Source organism: Pseudoalteromonas sp. NH0006-46 (assembly GCF_057547735.1).
In genome coordinates, this window is record NZ_BAAJML010000001.1 from 53,102 (window position 1) to 71,378 (window position 18,277).

General features: G+C 40.4%; 14 protein-coding genes. 7 read left to right on the forward strand and 7 right to left on the reverse strand.

Going from position 1 to position 18,277, the window contains the following annotated elements; all coding sequences use genetic code 11:
* The first annotated feature begins 83 nt into the window (after window positions 1-83).
* The 3 genes from AC27I2_RS00215 to AC27I2_RS00225 all read left to right on the forward strand — a co-directional run bounded on the left by AC27I2_RS00215 (window position 84) and on the right by AC27I2_RS00225 (window position 3,639).
* Window positions 84-623: a phosphatase PAP2 family protein gene (locus AC27I2_RS00215; protein WP_487203184.1), complete on the forward strand. Its 540-nt coding sequence runs from the start codon at window positions 84-86 to the stop codon at window positions 621-623.
* On the forward strand, window positions 620-1,651 hold the full coding sequence (locus AC27I2_RS00220) for an MJ1255/VC2487 family glycosyltransferase (protein WP_487203185.1): 1,032 nt from the start codon (window positions 620-622) through the stop codon (window positions 1,649-1,651). The genes AC27I2_RS00215 and AC27I2_RS00220 overlap by 4 nt, the downstream gene beginning before the upstream one ends.
* A gap of 107 nt (window positions 1,652-1,758) precedes the next feature.
* Window positions 1,759-3,639 (forward strand): methyl-accepting chemotaxis protein, encoded by a 1,881-nt coding sequence (locus tag AC27I2_RS00225; protein ID WP_487203186.1) that lies wholly within the window; start codon window positions 1,759-1,761, stop codon window positions 3,637-3,639.
* 213 nt (window positions 3,640-3,852) lie between these two features.
* Here AC27I2_RS00225 and AC27I2_RS00230 read toward each other — a convergent pair whose 3' ends face one another.
* The 5 genes from AC27I2_RS00230 to priA form a co-directional block, all read right to left on the reverse strand.
* A complete protein-coding gene (locus AC27I2_RS00230; protein WP_487203187.1) occupies window positions 3,853-4,227 on the reverse strand; it encodes a gamma-butyrobetaine hydroxylase family protein in 375 nt (124 codons plus the stop codon).
* A gap of 64 nt (window positions 4,228-4,291) precedes the next feature.
* Window positions 4,292-5,620, reverse strand: coding sequence for an ATP-dependent protease ATPase subunit HslU (gene hslU, locus AC27I2_RS00235; RefSeq protein ID WP_138530790.1), 1,329 nt, complete (start codon window positions 5,618-5,620; stop codon window positions 4,292-4,294).
* A gap of 11 nt (window positions 5,621-5,631) precedes the next feature.
* Window positions 5,632-6,150 carry an ATP-dependent protease subunit HslV gene (hslV, locus tag AC27I2_RS00240; RefSeq protein WP_058403860.1) on the reverse strand — a complete coding sequence of 173 codons (519 nt, stop codon included), beginning with the start codon at window positions 6,148-6,150 and terminating at the stop codon, window positions 5,632-5,634.
* 79 nt (window positions 6,151-6,229) lie between these two features.
* Window positions 6,230-6,757, reverse strand: coding sequence for an SPOR domain-containing protein (locus tag AC27I2_RS00245; RefSeq protein WP_058403859.1), 528 nt, complete (start codon window positions 6,755-6,757; stop codon window positions 6,230-6,232).
* 20 nt (window positions 6,758-6,777) lie between these two features.
* Window positions 6,778-8,964, reverse strand: coding sequence for a primosomal protein N' (gene priA, locus AC27I2_RS00250; RefSeq protein ID WP_487203188.1), 2,187 nt, complete (start codon window positions 8,962-8,964; stop codon window positions 6,778-6,780).
* A 231-nt stretch (window positions 8,965-9,195) separates the two neighbouring features.
* Here priA and rpmE point away from each other — a divergent pair, with 231 nt between their 5' ends.
* Window positions 9,196-9,411, forward strand: coding sequence for a 50S ribosomal protein L31 (gene rpmE / locus AC27I2_RS00255; protein ID WP_006793092.1), 216 nt, complete (start codon window positions 9,196-9,198; stop codon window positions 9,409-9,411).
* A gap of 619 nt (window positions 9,412-10,030) precedes the next feature.
* Window positions 10,031-11,272 carry a malic enzyme-like NAD(P)-binding protein gene (locus AC27I2_RS00260; RefSeq protein WP_487203189.1) on the forward strand — a complete coding sequence of 414 codons (1,242 nt, stop codon included), beginning with the start codon at window positions 10,031-10,033 and terminating at the stop codon, window positions 11,270-11,272.
* A gap of 70 nt (window positions 11,273-11,342) precedes the next feature.
* Here the strand turns inward: AC27I2_RS00260 and metJ are convergent, their stop codons facing one another.
* Entirely contained in the window at window positions 11,343-11,663 is a 321-nt protein-coding gene (gene metJ, locus AC27I2_RS00265) for a met regulon transcriptional regulator MetJ (RefSeq protein WP_006793094.1), read from the reverse strand.
* Between the two features lie 199 nt (window positions 11,664-11,862).
* Between metJ and metB the strand changes: the two genes are divergently transcribed.
* Complete coding sequence (metB, locus tag AC27I2_RS00270; protein ID WP_487203190.1) at window positions 11,863-13,110, forward strand: cystathionine gamma-synthase; 1,248 nt, start codon at window positions 11,863-11,865, stop codon at window positions 13,108-13,110.
* Window positions 13,111-13,278: 168 nt separating this feature from the next.
* On the forward strand, window positions 13,279-15,624 hold the full coding sequence (gene metL / locus AC27I2_RS00275; RefSeq protein WP_487203191.1) for a bifunctional aspartate kinase/homoserine dehydrogenase II: 2,346 nt from the start codon (window positions 13,279-13,281) through the stop codon (window positions 15,622-15,624).
* Between the two features lie 63 nt (window positions 15,625-15,687).
* On the opposite strand, the gene AC27I2_RS00280 is transcribed toward metL, so the two are convergent.
* Window positions 15,688-18,189 (reverse strand): penicillin-binding protein 1A, encoded by a 2,502-nt coding sequence (locus AC27I2_RS00280; protein ID WP_487203192.1) that lies wholly within the window; start codon window positions 18,187-18,189, stop codon window positions 15,688-15,690.
* Window positions 18,190-18,277 lie beyond the last annotated feature (88 nt).

The following is an 18,277-nucleotide window of genomic DNA, read 5'->3' on the forward strand; positions in this document are numbered from 1 at the left end:
GTGTCTTAAAAGCGTCACTCAATTGTTATTTACACCACCTAAGCTAATTCAGTGTTCATATATTATGCAATGGGGAATAAGCAATGAGTGATTATAATATACTAAAAAAAGTAGCGCAGTTTGATGAGCGACTATTTTTAACGTTGTTTAATTGCAACTCACCTAAATGGCTAAAAAAATTGGCGTTTGGGTTATCTAAAAGTGGCGATGGCGGATTGTATTTAGTTATCTGTGCAGGCGTGTGGTGGCTTAGTAAAAACGAGCAGTACCAGTTACTCCCTATTGCCATAATGCTTGGGTTTATTATTGAACGCCCCATTTACTTTCTAGCTAAAAAATATTTTGCACGAATAAGACCATGCGATTGTTTAGTAACCAATGCCTACATAGTACCGAGTGACAAATTTAGCTTACCTTCAGGTCACAGTGCTGCCGCTTTTTTAGTTGCTATTATTCTGTGCCATTTTTTCCCTCAATATGTATGGATATTCTTAGCATGGGCTGTTGGCGTGGCAATATCGAGGGTGGTATTGGGGGTCCATTATCCGGCTGATATTATCATTGGTGCGCTCATAGGCAGTTCATGTGGTTTATTTGCGTTAGCGGTGGTGGTGCCAGCATGAAAATATTATATGGTATTCAAGGCACAGGAAATGGCCACATAACACGAGCCCGTGTAATGGCAAGTTGCTTTAAAAAGTTGAATATTGAAGTGGATTATGTTTTTTCAGGACGTGCAAATAAAGACTACTTTGATATGCAAGACTTTGCGAACTACACAAGCTTTAGAGGGCTGTCGTTTAATACTAAAAATGGACAAGTGAAAAGCCTGCAAACAGTAAAAAATGCACGTATTTGTAGATTAATAAAAGACATAAAAACACTCGATGTTAAACAGTATGATTTTGTACTTAACGACTTTGAGCCTATTACGGCTTGGGCGGCTAAACGCGCCGCTATACCGGTGGTTGGTATTAGTCACCAGGCGGCATTTTTATCAAGCAGTGTGCCTATGTTTAGCCGGGGAATTTTACGTAAATCATTAATTAAAAATTACGCCCCTGCCGATACCTATTTAGGGGTTCATTGGCAGCCGTTTGCTGAAAATATCATTCCGCCTTTTATTGCCCACCATGACCACGGCAACCCTGTTGCAGTTATGAACAAAGTGTTGGTGTATTTACCGTTTGAGAGTCTAGAGAGTATTGTTGACTATTTAAAAGATTTTCCTGAAAAAGAGTTTTATTGCTATCACCCAAATGCAAAAAATAAGTCGATGGGAAATATACATTTACGGCCACCATCGAGAACGCACTTCTTAAATGACTTAGCCAACACCAGTGGTGTGATTGGTAATGCAGGGTTTGAGCTTGCCAGTGAGGCGCTTAAATTAGGAAAAAAATTATTACTTAAACCTTTAAATGGGCAGTTTGAGCAGGGTGAGAACGCACAAACTTTACGCTCTATGGGAATGGCCCATGTAATGAATTATTTAAACCCTCAAGCATTAGATGATTGGAATAATGCCCCTCAAAATAAGCAAATTAATTTTCCAAGTGACCCAGAACCGCTTGTGAATTGGTTATTACAAAAGCAATGGCACAAAACGCAATTACTTCACAAGGGGTTATGGGGAGGTGTTAACTTATAATATTAGGTTCTGGTCAGGTATGACCAGTTTGTCAAAAGCTAAAAAAACTGAAGCAGTTTAAGACATTAGTCTATAATAAGATTGCATATTAACCAAAGGTGTTTGAAATGAGTTTTTTAGAAAATTTAACGATTAAGAGGCGACTGCAACTTAATGCTTTGGTAGTTGGTTTAGCAATGGTTATTCTATTATGTGTAATTATTTTTGAGGGAAGGGAAAATCTTAAGTTAAATCAAACTATACAGTTAGCGAAAGAGCTGAACATTCAGCAATTAGAATTGAGAAAGCACGAGAAAAACTTTTTGTTTTACAAAACTGAGAGTTCTTTAGAATTGTTCGAAAAAGAGTATGCAGTATTGGATACAAAGCTAGCTGAATTACAGACTTTAATGGCCAGTTTAAATATTGATACTCAAAAAGCAGCGCAGTTAAAAAGCTTAGTAGCTAAGTATAATAGCGATTTTAATAACGTAGTCTCTCTTCAAAGAAAAATAGGCTTAAATCCCAAAGACGCCCTTTATGGTGAACTAAGAAGTGCAGTGCATAAAGTAGAAACATTGCTTAACGAGCAAGAAAGCGATGAGTTGCTGGTGCTTATGTTGCAATTAAGACGTGCTGAAAAAGATTTTATGCTGCGCTTAGATACCAAGTATCTCCCCCGTTTTGACGACACTATTACGAAGCTTGAACAAAGCCTTTCTCGTTCAACAATAAACTCAAGCACCAAATCAGAACTCAATAGTTTAATTGCTACTTATCAAAATTCTTTTCAGGCGCTGGTAAAAGCTCAAGTTGAATTAGGCGTTAACTTAGAGTCAGGAGCCCTTGGTAAAATGCGGGAAAGTGTGTCGAAAAGTGACACAGTGGTTGGCCAAATTGTTGAAGAAACAGTGATTCATGTTAAAAACAGCGTGAGTGAGGCACAGTTTTTGGCAATTACTATTTTTGTTATTGCTGGTGTTATTGTTTTATTACTTGTTTACTTTACTAGCCATTCAATCATTGTTCCTATTGAACGCGTTTATCACAGCATAAATGATATAAGACGCAATAACGACTTAAGCGTAATGATAGAGCAAACGGGTAAAGATGAAATTACTATCATGACGACAGACTTTAATAGCTTAATAGGTGACTTTAAAAACCTGATTTACGAAGTTAATGGCGCATTAAATACGCTCAATGTGGCAACAGATCATTTATCTGAAAGCACGGCAGCAACAAGCTCCGGTATGCAAGAGCAATTACACGAAGCTGACATGGTTGCTACGGCTGCGACAGAAATGCAAGCCACGATTCAAGATATTTCGCACAACACTGAGGCGGCAGCTAAAAAAGCGGAGTCTACAAACTTGAGCGCTCAACAAGGCCGTAGCGAAGTTGAATCAACCGTTAACCATATCAGGGAGTTGTCAGGCTCTTTAGGGAGTGCATCTGATGTGGTGTCTCAACTAGAAAAAGACGGTGAAACGATTGGCTCGGTACTTGACGTTATTCGTGGTATTGCTGAACAAACTAATTTACTTGCGCTTAATGCTGCAATTGAAGCAGCTCGTGCTGGTGAGCAAGGCCGCGGCTTTGCGGTGGTTGCTGATGAAGTGCGCTCGTTAGCTCAGCGTACGCAAGAATCGACAAGTGAAATTGAAGGGATTATTAATACCCTGCAGCAACGCACTCAAGAAGTAGTAAGTATTATGCACCAATGTCGTTCACAAGGTGATGAAAGTGCATCTCAAGCTATTAAAGCCGGTGAGTTGTTAGGTGCTATTACTGAAGATGTACAAACCATTATGGAAATGAGCACGCAAATAGCCGTTGCCATCGATGAGCAAAGCCAGGTTGCATCAGAGGTTAATAAAAACGTGGTACGTATTAGAGATATAGCGCAAGATGCATCAGAGCATGCATCACGCAACGCGCAGACCAGTGAAGAGGTATCGGAGCAAGGTCGCGTACTATACGCCGCAATTGATAAATTTAAAGTGTAAATTTATTAGGGGCGGTTTAATCGCGGTTCGAGGTTTATAACCTAGTGGGCTCGATAACTGCTCCTGCTTTATTCTACTGGCTTACATCCATGTAAGAATAAGTTAAAACTGAATAAAGCGTCCGCGGCTTGCTCACGGCCTTGGTTAAATATCAAATAGGCGGCTGCAAATTTAACCTTGAATGGTTAACACACCCTAAAGAGCCAATAAGGTTTAAGGAATAAACTTTATTGGTACAGTGTCTTTGTTTTTTGTATTTTCGCTTACACGCTCTAAATACTCATCCCATAACTGAGTCTGCTGTTCTTGCAGCTTAGCTAAATAGTTCCAACTAAATAATCCGCTATTATGGCCATCGTCAAACTCTAGGCGTAATGCATAATGGCCCACTGGGACTATATTTTTTATTGCAACAGACTCTTTGTTTAAAACAAGCTTCATAGGACCAGAGCCATGACCTTGCACTTCTGCAGATGGAGAATGAACACGTAAAAACTCACAGCTAAATACGGCTTTACTATCATCGTCAAAGTACACGTCTAAGTTTTTACTCACACTATGGTAATGCACTTTTGTTACGTGTTTCATGTTTTATATCCCATTAAAAAGCCCCCAATATGGAGGCTTTTAGTATAACTACTTATAGTGCCAATTAAAGAATAAAGCGGCTTAAATCTTCATCTTCAACCAGTGCGCCTAAATGTTTTTCAACATAATCAGCATCAATTACAACCGATGATCCAGCTTGCTCAGATGCATCGTATGAAATTTCTTCCATTAGCTTCTCCATCACGGTATGAAGACGACGTGCACCGATGTTTTCGGTTTTCTCGTTAACTTGCCATGCCGCTTTTGCAATGCGCTCGATAGCATCATCACTGTATTGAACATCAACTTGCTCTGTTTTAAGTAGCTCGCGCTGTTGTTCTGTCAGTGAAGCATGAGGCTCTGTAAGTATGCGTTTAAAGTCATTTGCAGTGAGTGCTTCAAGCTCTACGCGAATAGGTAAACGGCCTTGTAGTTCAGGGATCATGTCTGATGGTTTAGCCATTTGGAATGCGCCAGAGGCGATAAATAGCATATGGTCAGTTTTAACCATACCGTGCTTAGTATTGACAGTCGAGCCTTCAATAAGCGGTAGCAAATCTCGTTGTACGCCTTCACGGCTAACATCTGGGCCTGATGAATCACCACGTTTACAAATTTTGTCTATTTCATCAATAAACACGATGCCATTTTGCTCTACAGCAAAAATAGCTTGCTCCTTTAGCTCTTCAGGGTTTACTAATTTACCGGCTTCTTCTTCGGTAAGTAGCTTAAAGGCTTCCTTAATTTTTAGCTTGCGCTTAGTACGCTTATCGCCACCCATGTTCTGAAACATGCTTTGCAGCTGATTGGTCATATCTTCCATGCCAGGAGGCGCCATAATTTCTACGTTTGGCTGTACTTGTGCTAAATCGATTTCAATTTCTTTATCGTCTAGTTGGCCTTCACGTAGCTTTTTACGGAATGTTTGGCGTGTAGATGAGTTTTCATCACGCTGAGTTTCACCGTATTGATCTTTAACGGGTGGTAAAAGCGCATCTAAAATACGATCTTCGGCCGCTTCTTCTGCACGGTGCTTAAACTTTTTAGTTTGTTGTTCACGTGTCATTTTGATAGACACTTCAACTAAGTCACGAATAATGGTTTCAACTTCTTTACCAACATATCCAACTTCGGTGAACTTAGTTGCTTCTACTTTGATAAAAGGGGCATTAGCAAGCTTAGCTAGGCGACGTGCAATTTCTGTTTTGCCGACACCTGTAGGACCAATCATTAAAATATTTTTTGGTGTTACTTCTGCACGTAAATCATCGTTTAATTGCATGCGGCGCCAGCGATTACGAAGGGCAATAGCAACGGCTTTTTTTGCGTTAGCTTGGCCAATAATATGTTGGTCTAACTCGTGAACAATTTCTCTTGGGGTCATAGCAGACATAGCGGTTCCTATTATAATTCTTCGATAGTTTGGAAGTTGTTGGTAAATACGCAGATATCACCTGCAATAGTTAGGCTTTTTTCTACTATTTCACGAGCGCTTAAATCGGTGTTTTCTAATAACGCGGTTGCTGCCGATTGGGCAAAGTTACCACCACTGCCAATTGCGATTAAGTCATTTTCAGGTTGAACTACGTCACCGTTACCGGTAATGATTAAAGAGGCCGTTTCGTCGGCTACAGCTAAAAGGGCTTCTAACTTTCTCAGTGCACGGTCACTTCGCCAATCCTTTGCCATTTCAACGGCGGCTTTGGTGAGGTTACCTTGGTGCATTTCTAGTTTGCTTTCAAAACGTTCGAAAAGTGTGAAGGCATCAGCAGTACCGCCGGCAAAGCCTGCGATTACTTTGCCATTATAAAGACGTCGAACTTTACGGGCATTGCCCTTCATTACGGTATTACCCAATGAAACTTGGCCGTCGCCACCGATCACAACTTTGTCGTCGCGGCGTACACTTACAATAGTGGTCATGTTATTCCTCATCATCGAGTTGCAGGGGCAACTCGTTAAAAACGATTATGATGAGGTTATATGGGTGAATGGTTTATTTTCAAGTCCAGCCCCAAATTCCGCAGCCGACGACTTTTACACGCTTGAGTTTATTTTTATCACTTTCTGCTTGGCGCTTTGTTTTATAAGGCCCTAAACGTACTTTATACCAAATACCCGTTTCGCCTTTGGTTTCTCTTATTTCAGATATAAGCCCAGCAAACGCTATTTTCGCTTTTAACGATTCAGCTTGCTGATAAGTTCTGAACGAGCCACATTGCATGACGTAAGGGCCTTTTTGTTCAATTTCTTTTACTTCAACTTGTACTTCATGGTTTCTTATTTCTTTTATAAATTCAGGCGCACGAGGAACGACCACTTCTACTTTTTCTTTTGCGGCTGGGTTAGTTTGTTTTTCAACAAGCTTGGGGTCGGCGTTATTTTTAATAAACCATAATCCATAGGCAAAACCGCCTACGAGCAAAGCTGCAACAATTACCAAAAGATAAGGAAATGGCTTTTTAGCGGGTTCTTTTTTGGTGTTTTTTCTATTTTTGGGTTTTTTGTTAATGTAATCGTGCTGTGCCATAGCGTTATTTTGGCCTTAACCTAAATCATATCTATAGGGTCTACATCTAAACTCCAGCGAACTTTTTGTGCAAGTTTGCTCGTGCTTAAATAATCAACCATTTGCGCAAGATACTGATGTAATATGCGGCGATCTTGCGCTTGAATGTGCAATTGAAACCGATACATACCCGCTATTCTCTCTAAAGGGGCAGGGATCGGACCGAGCAATTGTATACCAGATACACCGTTAACTGGAACCAAATCTGTCAAAAAGTCGACGACTAGTTTAATACTAAGCCCTTGTGCACGGACTATGGCCATATGAGTAATAGGCGGTAAGTCAGCGTCATCACGCTCGCTTAACGCAAAGCGTGCAAAATCTTGGTAACCATTATTGACTAAATCTTGTAATAGTGGATGTTCAGGGAAATGTGTTTGCAATAATACTTGGCCAGGCTCTCCCGATCGGCCAGCTCGCCCTGCCACTTGAGTTACTAACTGCGCCAAATGTTCAGTTGCTCTGAAGTCGCAGGAGTAGAGGCCGCTATCGACATCTAAAATAATCACTAAGCTTACATCGGCGAAGTGATGACCTTTAGCAAGCATTTGCGTGCCCACTAATATGCGCGCACCGCCTAAGTTAATTTCGTCGAGGGCTTTTTCTAAACTGCCTTTACGGCGGGTGGAATCGCGATCAATACGGGTTACAGGCGTCTCAGGAAACTCGTTTGTTAAAAACTCTTCTATTTGCTCGGTTCCTTTTCCATTAGGGAATATTTGCGTGCTACCACAATCAGGGCATTGATGAGGTACCTGATGTTGGTCACCACAATGGTGGCAAATCATTTGACCAATCGCCTTGTGGAACGTGGCACTGGTACTGCAACGGTTACATTCACTCAACCAACCACATTCATGGCAAATAAGCGTAGGCGAAAAGCCGCGACGATTTAAAAACACCATAACCTGTTTGCCACGATTTAAGTGTTGGCGCATGGTAGCAAGGCTTGCATGAGCTATACCTGCCTGATCGGGCTGGCCTTTCATATCGAGTAATTTAAACTGGTTATCGGTTGAAGTTTGAGCGCGCTCTGTCAGGCTTAAAAGTTGGTACTTATTATTAATGGCTTTATGCAAGGTTTCGAGCGCAGGAGTTGCACTGCCCAGTATAAGTGGAATTTTATGCTGGAATGCACGATAAGCTGCTAAATCTCGTGCATGGTAACGAAGGGTGTCTTGTTGTTTAAATGATGAGTCGTGTTCTTCGTCAACGACAATCATACCGAGCTTTAAAAAGGGTAAGAAAATACTTGAGCGCGTACCTATTACAATCGCGCAACTCCCTTTTTCGCAAAAGCGCCAGGTTTGTAGGCGTTCGTTATCGGTAAGTGCAGAATGCCATAACATGATGGGAGTATCTGGAAAGCGCCGACGAAAACGGTTTACCGTTTGAGGGGTAAGGCCTATTTCGGGTACGAGCACTAAGGCTTGCTCACCTCGCTTTAACACTTCCTCAAGACATTGAAGATAGACTTCGGTTTTACCACTACCGGTAACCCCTTCTAATAAAAATGTGTTAAAGCCATCACTTTGATTAATTGCAGTGCAAGCTACGGCTTGCTCTTTATTTAGTGTAGGCTTGCTACCCACTGTTGGGGCTGTACTTTGCCACTGATTATCATGTTCTATGGTTTGTGTAATCAATGCTTTTGCAATAAGGCTATCGATAGTTTTTTTACTAAAGCCTAATGCTTTAAGCTCGGTTAATGATGATTTACCAGACTGCGCAAGTTGCTTTAATAAGTTAAGTTGAGTTTTTGCTTTGAGTGACGGAAGTTTTGCCCCTTTTTCTGTCAGCATAACCATGTTGATACTGGTTTTATCCGGTGATTCACCTTGGCGTAGCGCACTAGGTAGCGCTATATGAATTGTTTCGCCAAGTGGGTAACAGTAATAGCGGGATGTAAAACTCAAAAGCGCAATGTGCTCAGATGATAAAATAGGCGCATCATCGATGACTTCAATGATAGGTTTTATTTTGTTTTCGGGCACATCGGTCTTGCTTTTAATAGCTAAAATAACGGCTACTTTTTGTTGGTTACCAAAAGGCACCAACACACGCATTCCGGGTTCTAGTGGTGATGCCATACCATCAAGTTGCTTATCTACTTTGTAATCAAAGGTGCGCGGTAAGGGAACTTTTATAGCGACTTCAACAAAATGCATAGCAACTCAACTCATAAAATTAATGATGTAATGTACTAAAAATAACGTTAAAAACCTACTAGCAAATGTTGCTTGCTTGAGTGCCTGGCTACTTTTTTAGCAAAACAGTTAATAATAGCTTGTGTGTTTGATGGTAGTTGGATAAAATCCGCGACCAACAAATTTGTTTTAACGACGTATGGTGCCAGACTTCGGGTTTGGAGAGCGATGCGGCCTTAACTAGAGGTTTCTATGAAAGAAGGTATTCACCCTAAGTACGAAGTAATTTCTGCAACTTGTTCATGCGGCAATAAATTCGAAACAAGCTCTACTTTATGTAAAGACATTCACCTTGACGTATGTTCAGCGTGTCACCCTTTTTACACTGGTAAGCAAAAAGTTTTAGACACTGGCGGACGTGTTGATCGTTTCAACAAGCGTTTCGGTGCACTTGGTAGCAAGAAGTAATTTTTGCTGTCTCGTTAAATTAAGCACCTTAGGGTGCTTTTTTTATGCTTTTAATTTAATTGTGGCAATTTGCGAGCGATACCGTCTCAATTTGAATAATTAAATTTTACGCGAGCTGCGTTAAAATTTTTTAATATAGAACAGCTAAGTAACAAATTTTTAGCTTATTACTCGATTTTCTTATTTCTCTGCAATGCATAACTATTTCCTGTTCTTATTCTGAATATGCATAAACCCTTACAGACAAACCGCAAATTATTCTCTATATTTTTCATTAGTTCATTTTTTAACTAAGTGGTTAAATGCAGCTAACGTGAAGTTATATGTTTTTAAAGTATTTGAATAAGTCTATTTTTGCTTATTTTAATAAGACTTTATTAAGATGTTTTATAAAAAATAATGAAAGAACAAATGTGCCTTTAAAATCCGTTATTGGATGAATTTTTATTTATAAAGTGTCGATATAATTTACTAAAGTTATTGAAAAACCTCTTAAAATTAATCGAACTAGCATATAACAGGATAGACCTGATATTGCTTGGAATTTAAAAATAATAAGGGTATCGTAGCCTAAACTTCACCTCTCACTTTTACTTTAATTGCAGGATACAATCGCGTTATGTCAGACTTTCGTGAACAAGCACTACACTATCATTCGCACCCCGTTCCAGGAAAAATTAGCATTGAGCTAACCAAGCCTGCTGAAACGGTTAAAGATCTCGCATTAGCATATAGCCCAGGAGTTGCAGAACCAGTACGCGAAATAGCTGCTGACCCTGCAAACGCTTATAAATACACCGGCAAAGGGAATATGGTTGCGGTTATCACTAATGGTACTGCAATTTTAGGCCTGGGCAATTTAGGCCCACTTGCTTCAAAACCTGTAATGGAAGGTAAGGCGTTACTGTTTAAGCGATTTGCTGGCCTTGATTCTATTGATATTGAAGTTAAACATCGCACCACGGAAGATTTTATTAATACAGTGGCTAATATTGCCGACACATTTGGCGGTATTAACCTCGAAGATATAAAGGCGCCAGAGTGTTTTGAAATAGAAAAAGCGTTGATTGAACGCTGCAGTATTCCTATATTTCATGATGATCAGCACGGTACAGCTATTGTAACCGCTGCGGGTATGTTGAACGCGCTTGAGGTGCAGGGCAAGTCTATCGAAAATGCCACTATTGTGTGTTTGGGGGCGGGTGCTGCTGCGGTTGCTTGTATGGAGCTTTTAATAAAGTGTGGCGCTTTGCGTGAGCACATATACATGCTTGACCGTAAAGGTGTTATTCATACTCGTCGTGATGACTTAAATGAATACAAAAAACTTTTTGCAAACAATACAGACAAGCGCACGTTGCAAGATGTGATTGAAGATGCAGATGTTTTTGTTGGTGTATCGGGTCCTAATCTATTAGCTGCCGATGATTTAAAATTAATGGCAGAAAAACCAGTTGTGTTTGCTTGTTCAAACCCAGATCCAGAAATTGATCCTGCACTGGCTCATTCTGCTCGAAACGATCTAATTATGGCAACGGGTCGCTCAGATTACCCTAACCAAGTTAATAATGTACTGTGTTTTCCGTTTATATTCCGCGGTGCTCTTGATGTACGCGCCAGTGCAATTAATGATGAAATGAAAATAGCTGCCGTAGAAGCAATTAGAAGTATTGCTAAAGAGCCTGTGCCTGCTGAAGTACTGACGGCTGCGGGTGTTGATAAGCTGGAGTTTGGCGATAAGTATATTATTCCAAAACCAATGGATCCTCGTTTACTACCACGCATTGCAAAAGCGGTTGCAATGGCTGCGGTAGAGTCAGGTGTTGCACGAATTGATTTACCTGAAAACTACATGGAATAAGTGTTAGGTTGTAATTTTAGACACAAAAAAACCTCAATTAATTGAGGTTTTTTTGTGTCTAAAATTACGTTTAGTCTTCGTTTAACACAGGCACTTCTAGACCCATTTCTTGCATTATTTTTTTCACTTCTTCAGGGACTTTTTCGGCGTTATCCTTACGTAAGTCGTCATCGTTAGGCAAAGGTTGGCCGGTAAATGCATGTAAAAACGCTTCACAAAGTAGTTCACTGTTTGTTGCATGACGTAGGTTATTAATTTGACGACGCGTGCGCTCGTCCGTTAATACCTTTAATACATTTAGTGGGATCGAAACGGTAATTTTTTTTACTTGTTCTGATTTTTTCCCGTGTTCTGCGTATGGGTGAATATACTCACCATTCCATTTAGCCATAAGATGTATCGTCGCCTCAGATTAATAATTGCTCACATGCGCTACAATGCATATGAATATGCGTGAAATTCTATCGATTTAAAAAAGATAGTCAAATACTAGTTATTTAGCCATCTAGAGCTTTAAATGTTTTGACATCTTTAATGAGATAAATTACTCTTTTAGACGTCTAAACATCCAAATTGAACAGGTGACGAATATGAGCGAAAAAAATAAAGCAACCATTGCAGTGAGAAGTGGTGTTGAAGCCGACAAGCATCATGGCGCAGTTGTCGCACCTATTTATTTATCGACAACATATTCGTTTGCCGACTTTGATAAAAAACGCCAATATGATTACGGACGAAGTGGTAACCCCAATCGTGATATTTTAGCTGAAACGTTAGCCGAACTAGAGGGCGGAGCACGAGGCATTATTACTGCTACGGGCATGTCTGCCGTTCATTTGGCTACGCAAATTTTGAATCATGATGATACGTTGGTGATCCCTCATGATTGTTACGGCGGCAGCTATCGTTTATTTACTTCACTGCAAAAGCGCGGTTTGCTTAAGCTGGAAGTTTTAGATTTAACTCAAGCACAAAGCTTGGACAAAATTTTAGCAATTAAACCTAAGCTAATTTGGATAGAAACACCCAGTAACCCATTACTGCGCTTAACTGATATTAAAGCAATAACCGATATTGCTAAGCAGTGCGGTGCTTTAGTTGCTGCTGATAACACATTTTTATCACCGGCATTACAAAACCCCATAAAATTTGGTGTTGATATAGTGGTGCACTCGACCACCAAATACATTAATGGCCATTCAGATGTAGTAGGCGGTGCGGTAATTGCAGCTTCACAAGCGCTGGGCGATGAATTGGCATGGTGGGCAAATAATATAGGTATTACAGGTGCGCCATTTGATAGTTATTTAACATTACGTGGTTTGCGAACACTTAATGTGCGTTTAAAACAGCATCAAGAAAACGCATTAGCGATTGCTAAATATTTAGATGAGTCTGAATTTGTTCGTCAAGTGTATTACCCAGGCCTTGAATCGCACCCACAGCATGAATTAGCTAAAGCTCAGCAACTGGGCTTTGGTGGCATGGTGAGTTTTGATATTAAAGGCGACATAAACGATGCTGCGGCGTTTTTAACAAGCCTACGTGATTTCAGCTTGGCAGAGTCTTTGGGCGGAGTTGAGAGCTTAATATGCCATCCTGCAACGATGACACACGCTGGAATGGAACCTAAAGCACGGCTTGAAGCAGGGGTTGGCGACACGCTTATTCGAGTTTCAGTCGGTATAGAAGATATAAACGACTTATTAGCTGATTTAGAGCGCGTGTTTCAGCTTGTAAAGCCTGGGCAAAATAAAAACATTGGCCGTGTTGGTAAAGGGGCTGGCTCGCCTGAAGGCAATGTAAAATTAAGTGCAGCCCGCCCGGCGCTTTGGTAAGTAATACCAATCCGCAATAATACCTAATCAATTTGAGGGATTAACCGGCGCTAACTTCGTTAAAAATTTTTCATATAGAACAAATAAACAACGAAATTTTTGCCTTGTTATCGACACGGTTTTCTTATCCTCAAAATAGACAATCTAATTAAGCGAATTGGTATAAATATGGTCAATTGTGTACATAAATTTGGTGGTTCAAGTTTAAGCTCTAGTGAGCGCTATCAAAGCGTAGCTAAAATAATTATTGGCCACTCACAACCGGGTGACTGTGTTGTGGTATCTGCTGCTGGTAAAACCACAGATACCCTTGTGTCGTTGTGGCAAAGTTATCAGCAGCAAGACACACAAGCTGTCGCTGATATTTTACTGCAGTTAAATAATCATCAGAGCGATTTAATTGAGCAATTATTACAAGCTGATTTAAAGCGCAGCGCACTTAAAACATTACTCGAAGAACTAAATATAATTGCAAGCTTAGCGCAAAGTGAGCAACTCAAAGAGGCGCAATTACTTGCCCATGGTGAGGTATGGTCTGCGCGATTATTGGCTGCATATTTACAACAGTTAAACGTACATGCCTGCGCACACGATGCTCGCCTGCTTTTTACTTTAAATGATGGTGAATTACGCCATGCTCAAAATAAGCGGCAATGTAACAGTGTCATTGATGCCAATAAAGTGAATGTAGTAACCGGGTTTATAGCGGCAAATACATTTGGCGATACGGTAACGCTTGGCCGAAATGGTAGCGATTACAGCGCAACATTACTTGCCAGCTATTGTGATGCTAAGCAGGTATGTATTTGGACTGACACGCAAGGTGTATTTAGTACCGATCCGCGCAAAGTAAAAAAGGCAATTAAGTACGCTAAAGTGTGCCGCACTCAGGCCAATTTACTAGCGCGATTAGGCAACCCCGTTCTGCATGCTAAAACGTTATCGCCCTTAAAAAATACCAATGTAAAGCTAGCTGTACGCAGTAGTTTTGATGTTCAAGCAAGCTCAACTCATATTGTTAAAGAAGGTCTAGCTAAGAAAAAGCGCTTTATTACGACGCTACAAAGTGTTGATTTATTAACAGTAGAAGGTTTGAGTGAAGGTGAGGTTGCAAATGTTAGCCAGCTTATTCAGCATAGTCTTCATCACTTTAACCATAATGGCGAAGTGTATTTAGTCGTACCGGCTGCACAAACATATCAGGTTATTAATTACTTTGCTGGTAGAGCTAATATTAGTGAGTCGAATTTAAACGGCTGTGCAGTTGTTGCCCCAGAGCAAGACATCAGCACACTTAAACTACAAGCTTTAGAAGTATTAGCTGAGCAAACTATAAAACCGCGTTTTGTGCATCAAGGTAATGGTTATGTTTTATTACTAACTGATCAATTTATTGATAGCGATGTGCTAAGCACATTGCACGATAAGCTAGTCAATAAAGGTCAAGAAATTGCGATTATAGTTGCAGGGTTAGGTAATGTAGGTGAAGTGTTTATACACCAACTGGCGGATCAATTTGAGCGCCTAAGCGGTGACTTTAGTATTAAATTAGTTGCTTTGGTTCGCTCTCAAGAGATGCTGTTTAATCCAAGTGGAGTTAACCCTCAAACATGGCAAAAACAATGGCAGCTTGAGGCCAAAAAATACCAAAGTAGTGATTTATTAAATTCAATTAACGAGCTTGATTACGAGCATAAAGTAGTCATTGATATTACTGCTAGTGAGCAATTTAGCCAGCTTTATGCTGACTTTGTGCAAAGCGATTGCCATTTAATTAGTGCAAATAAATATGCCGGCACAGCGCCTACACATTGGTATCAAACACTTAGGCATAATTTGGCAGAGCGCAACTTACATTGGCGTTATAACACAAGTGTAGGAGCAGGCTTACCTATAAACTTTGCTTTAGCTGATTTACAAAATAGTGGCGATAAAATCACGCGAATAGAAGGTGTGTTTTCTGGCACGCTATCGTGGTTATGCAGTAAATATGATGGCAGTGTTGCGTTTTCAGAGTTGGTGCTTGAAGCGCAAAAAATGGGTTTTACAGAGCCAGATCCACGTGAAGACTTATCTGGGCGTGATATGCAGCGTAAGCTACTTATTTTAGCCCGAGAGCTAGGTGTAGAGCTTGAGCTTGGCGATATAAGTCTCTCGGCACTTATGCCAGTTGAACTTGCTCGGGGTAGCTGGGACGATTTTATAGATAAAAAAACGAAGCTTGATACGTTTATTGAAGAACACGCTGCAGCAGCGCAAGCTAAAAATGCAGTGCTTAGATACACAGGGTTGTTAGAAATTACATGCGATAAAGTCGTTGCAAAAGTAGGCATTGCATACGTGCCAAACGGTGATGCGCTAGCAAACTTAACACCTGGCGATAATATTTTTGTGATAAACAGTAAATGGTACAGCGACAATGCATTAGTTATTCAAGGCCCAGGGGCGGGTAGTGAGGTAACTGCGGCGGGTGTTCATTCAGATTTATATTGGCTTGTGCAAAACTTGAAATAAGCTTGTATATTGATATAAAAACGGCGGCTTAAATTAAGCCGCCGTTTTTTGTTTATAAATGCTTTAAAATAGCTCTTCTTCTGTTTTTGTATCTTCTTCAAATATATCGTTAGGCTGAGATAGCACATATTTAGTAGGTGCGGTTCCTTTGTCAAAATACTCAAAGCGACTGGTGTAATCGTTTTTGTGACTCAATAAACCGGTTTCTAAATCAATCCTAATAGACACTAAGCCTTCAGGCGGCTCGATGGGGGCCTCAGGTTTACCTTCAAGCGCGACTTTCATAAACTCAACCCAAGCAGGTTGTGCTGTTTTAGCGCCAGATTCAGCCCCTGATATTTGACTGCTATCAAGGTTGTTATTGTAAGAAGTCCGGCCCAATGGATTACCTGGGTTATCAAACCCAACCCAAACTGAAGTTATTACATTTCGGTTAAAGCCACTAAACCATGTATCTACAGAATCATTAGTTGTACCTGTTTTTCCTGATAGATCACGACGGCCTAATGCTTGAGCGCGCCAACCTGTGCCTGACCAACCCGTTTTACGTGACCAGTTACCACCACCCCAAACAGCGCTATGCAATGCTTGAGCTATTAAAAATGCATTTTGTTTGGATATGACCTGTGGCGCACATTTTATCTCTGGCATGTCAGAGTTTTGTGACTGGAATAATTCGGAGTTTATTACTGGCGTTAGCGATTCCGCAGAGTTGTCTTCACATACTTTTGTCGGGCTAGCTTTAAATAAGCTATTGCCAAACGCGTCTTGAATTTCAGCGATAAAGTATGGCTCAATTAAATGCCCGCCATTGGCAAATGCACTCATACCACGCGCGAGTTCAATAGGGGTAATTGAAGCACTACCCAGTGCCAATGATTCACTACGGTTTATGTCTGAATTTTTAAAGCCAAATTTTAATAAGTGATCTGCTGTACGTTGTAAACCAACACCTCTAAGCAAACGAACTGAAATTACGTTTTTAGATTGCGCTAACGCGCGGCGAATTCTGATCGGGCCATTGTAAACAGCCGGACTATTTTTAGGCCGCCATGCTACACCTTGGCTTTTGTCCCACTGATTGATTGGCGCATCATTTAAAATAGAGGCGAGCGTATAGCCGTTTTCAAGCGCGGCAGAATAAATAAACGGCTTTATGTTTGATCCCACTTGGCGTTTTGCTTGAATAGCTCGGTTGTATTGGCTTTGCTCAAAGCTATAGCCACCAACAATGGCTTTTATACGGCCATCTTGCGGGTCAAGTGAAACAATCGCACTTGAAGCTTCAGGTAGTTGGCTTAGTTCATACTCGTTTTTGCTGTTTTTACGCACCCAAATTTGCATGCCAGGGGTTAATATTTCAGTAGCGGTTGTTGGAGCAAAGCCTTGTCGGTAACGCGTTATGTATTTACGTGCCCATTTTAAATTGTCCCACGATAGGGTTATTTGCTCTGCATTTTTAAGCATTACCGTGGCATTGAGTTCATCCACATTTAAAACAGCCGCCGCTTTTAATGTGCCTATTTCTTTAGCTTCATTAAGTTTGGTCAGTATTTTTTCTTCGCTAAGAGCTGGTTGCTGCTCAGGATCCCATAAAATAGCGTTGGGTCCTCTAAAACCATGGCGCATATCGTAGTCATGAAGATTATTAACTAACGCGGTTTGCGCCGCTTTTTGTACTTTAGACTCAACAGAGGTGAATATTTTAAAGCCTGAGTTATATGCTTTGTCTATTCCGTAGCGTGCAACCATTTCTGCACGCACCATCTCAGAAATATACGGCGCGTATAAATCTATTTCTGCGCCATGAAAATACGCAGTGATAGGTTGGCTTGTTGCATCATCATATACTTCTTGAGTTATGTAGTTTTCAGTTAATAGGCGACCCAGTACAACATTACGGCGTGCTTTTGCACGGGTGGGGTTACGAATAGGGTTTAACGCAGAAGGAGCTTTAGGCAAGCCTGCAATCATCGCCATTTGAGCAAGCGTTAAGTCTTTTAACTCTTTTCCGTAATAAACTTGAGCTGCAGCCCCAATACCAAAGGCACGGTTACCTAGCTCTATTTTATTGAGATAAAGTTCTAATATTTCGTCTTTGGTAAGAACATTTTCAATATGCAGTGCAATGAATATCTCTTTTATTTTACGAATATACGCTTTTTCTCGGGTTAAGAAAAAATTACGCGCAAGCTGCATAGTAATGGTACTTGCCCCTTGCTTTTTTTCGCCGGTAGAAATAAGCACAATTGCAGAGCGAACTATACCAATAGGGTCTATACCTATATGATCATAAAAGCGATTATCTTCAGTTGCTAAAAATGCATCAATGAGTGGTTGTGGGATTTCGTTAATAGTAACCGGAATACGACGTTTTTCACCAAATTGATTGATTAAGAGGCCATCTTTGGTGAATACTTGCATAGGAGTTTGTAATTGCACGTCTTTTAAAACTTGCACACTGGGGATATCAGGTTTAACGTAGTAATAAAGACTGACCAAAGTTATCAGACCGATTAACGTACAAATGATAAAAAATTGTAAAGTTCGTTTTAATAAAATCACTTATATTTCCCTAAATGGACTCCCAATTGCGAGTTTGGACTGATAGTATATATTGATTAAAAAATGAATAATATTTTTTCAGAAAAAA

What these genes read in the sequence shown, in the direction of transcription:
- AC27I2_RS00215 (WP_487203184.1), top strand. Translation starts at nt 84, where the DNA reads ATGAGTGATTATAATATACTAAAAAAAGTAGCGCAGTTTGATGAGCGA.
- AC27I2_RS00220 (WP_487203185.1), top strand. Translation starts at nt 620, where the DNA reads ATGAAAATATTATATGGTATTCAAGGCACAGGAAATGGCCACATAACA.
- AC27I2_RS00225 (WP_487203186.1), top strand. Translation starts at nt 1,759, where the DNA reads ATGAGTTTTTTAGAAAATTTAACGATTAAGAGGCGACTGCAACTTAAT.
- AC27I2_RS00230 (WP_487203187.1), bottom strand. Translation starts at nt 4,227, where the DNA reads ATGAAACACGTAACAAAAGTGCATTACCATAGTGTGAGTAAAAACTTA.
- hslU (WP_138530790.1), bottom strand. Translation starts at nt 5,620, where the DNA reads ATGTCTGCTATGACCCCAAGAGAAATTGTTCACGAGTTAGACCAACAT.
- hslV (WP_058403860.1), bottom strand. Translation starts at nt 6,150, where the DNA reads ATGACCACTATTGTAAGTGTACGCCGCGACGACAAAGTTGTGATCGGT.
- AC27I2_RS00245 (WP_058403859.1), bottom strand. Translation starts at nt 6,757, where the DNA reads ATGGCACAGCACGATTACATTAACAAAAAACCCAAAAATAGAAAAAAC.
- priA (WP_487203188.1), bottom strand. Translation starts at nt 8,964, where the DNA reads ATGCATTTTGTTGAAGTCGCTATAAAAGTTCCCTTACCGCGCACCTTT.
- rpmE (WP_006793092.1), top strand. Translation starts at nt 9,196, where the DNA reads ATGAAAGAAGGTATTCACCCTAAGTACGAAGTAATTTCTGCAACTTGT.
- AC27I2_RS00260 (WP_487203189.1), top strand. Translation starts at nt 10,031, where the DNA reads ATGTCAGACTTTCGTGAACAAGCACTACACTATCATTCGCACCCCGTT.
- metJ (WP_006793094.1), bottom strand. Translation starts at nt 11,663, where the DNA reads ATGGCTAAATGGAATGGTGAGTATATTCACCCATACGCAGAACACGGG.
- metB (WP_487203190.1), top strand. Translation starts at nt 11,863, where the DNA reads ATGAGCGAAAAAAATAAAGCAACCATTGCAGTGAGAAGTGGTGTTGAA.
- metL (WP_487203191.1), top strand. Translation starts at nt 13,279, where the DNA reads ATGGTCAATTGTGTACATAAATTTGGTGGTTCAAGTTTAAGCTCTAGT.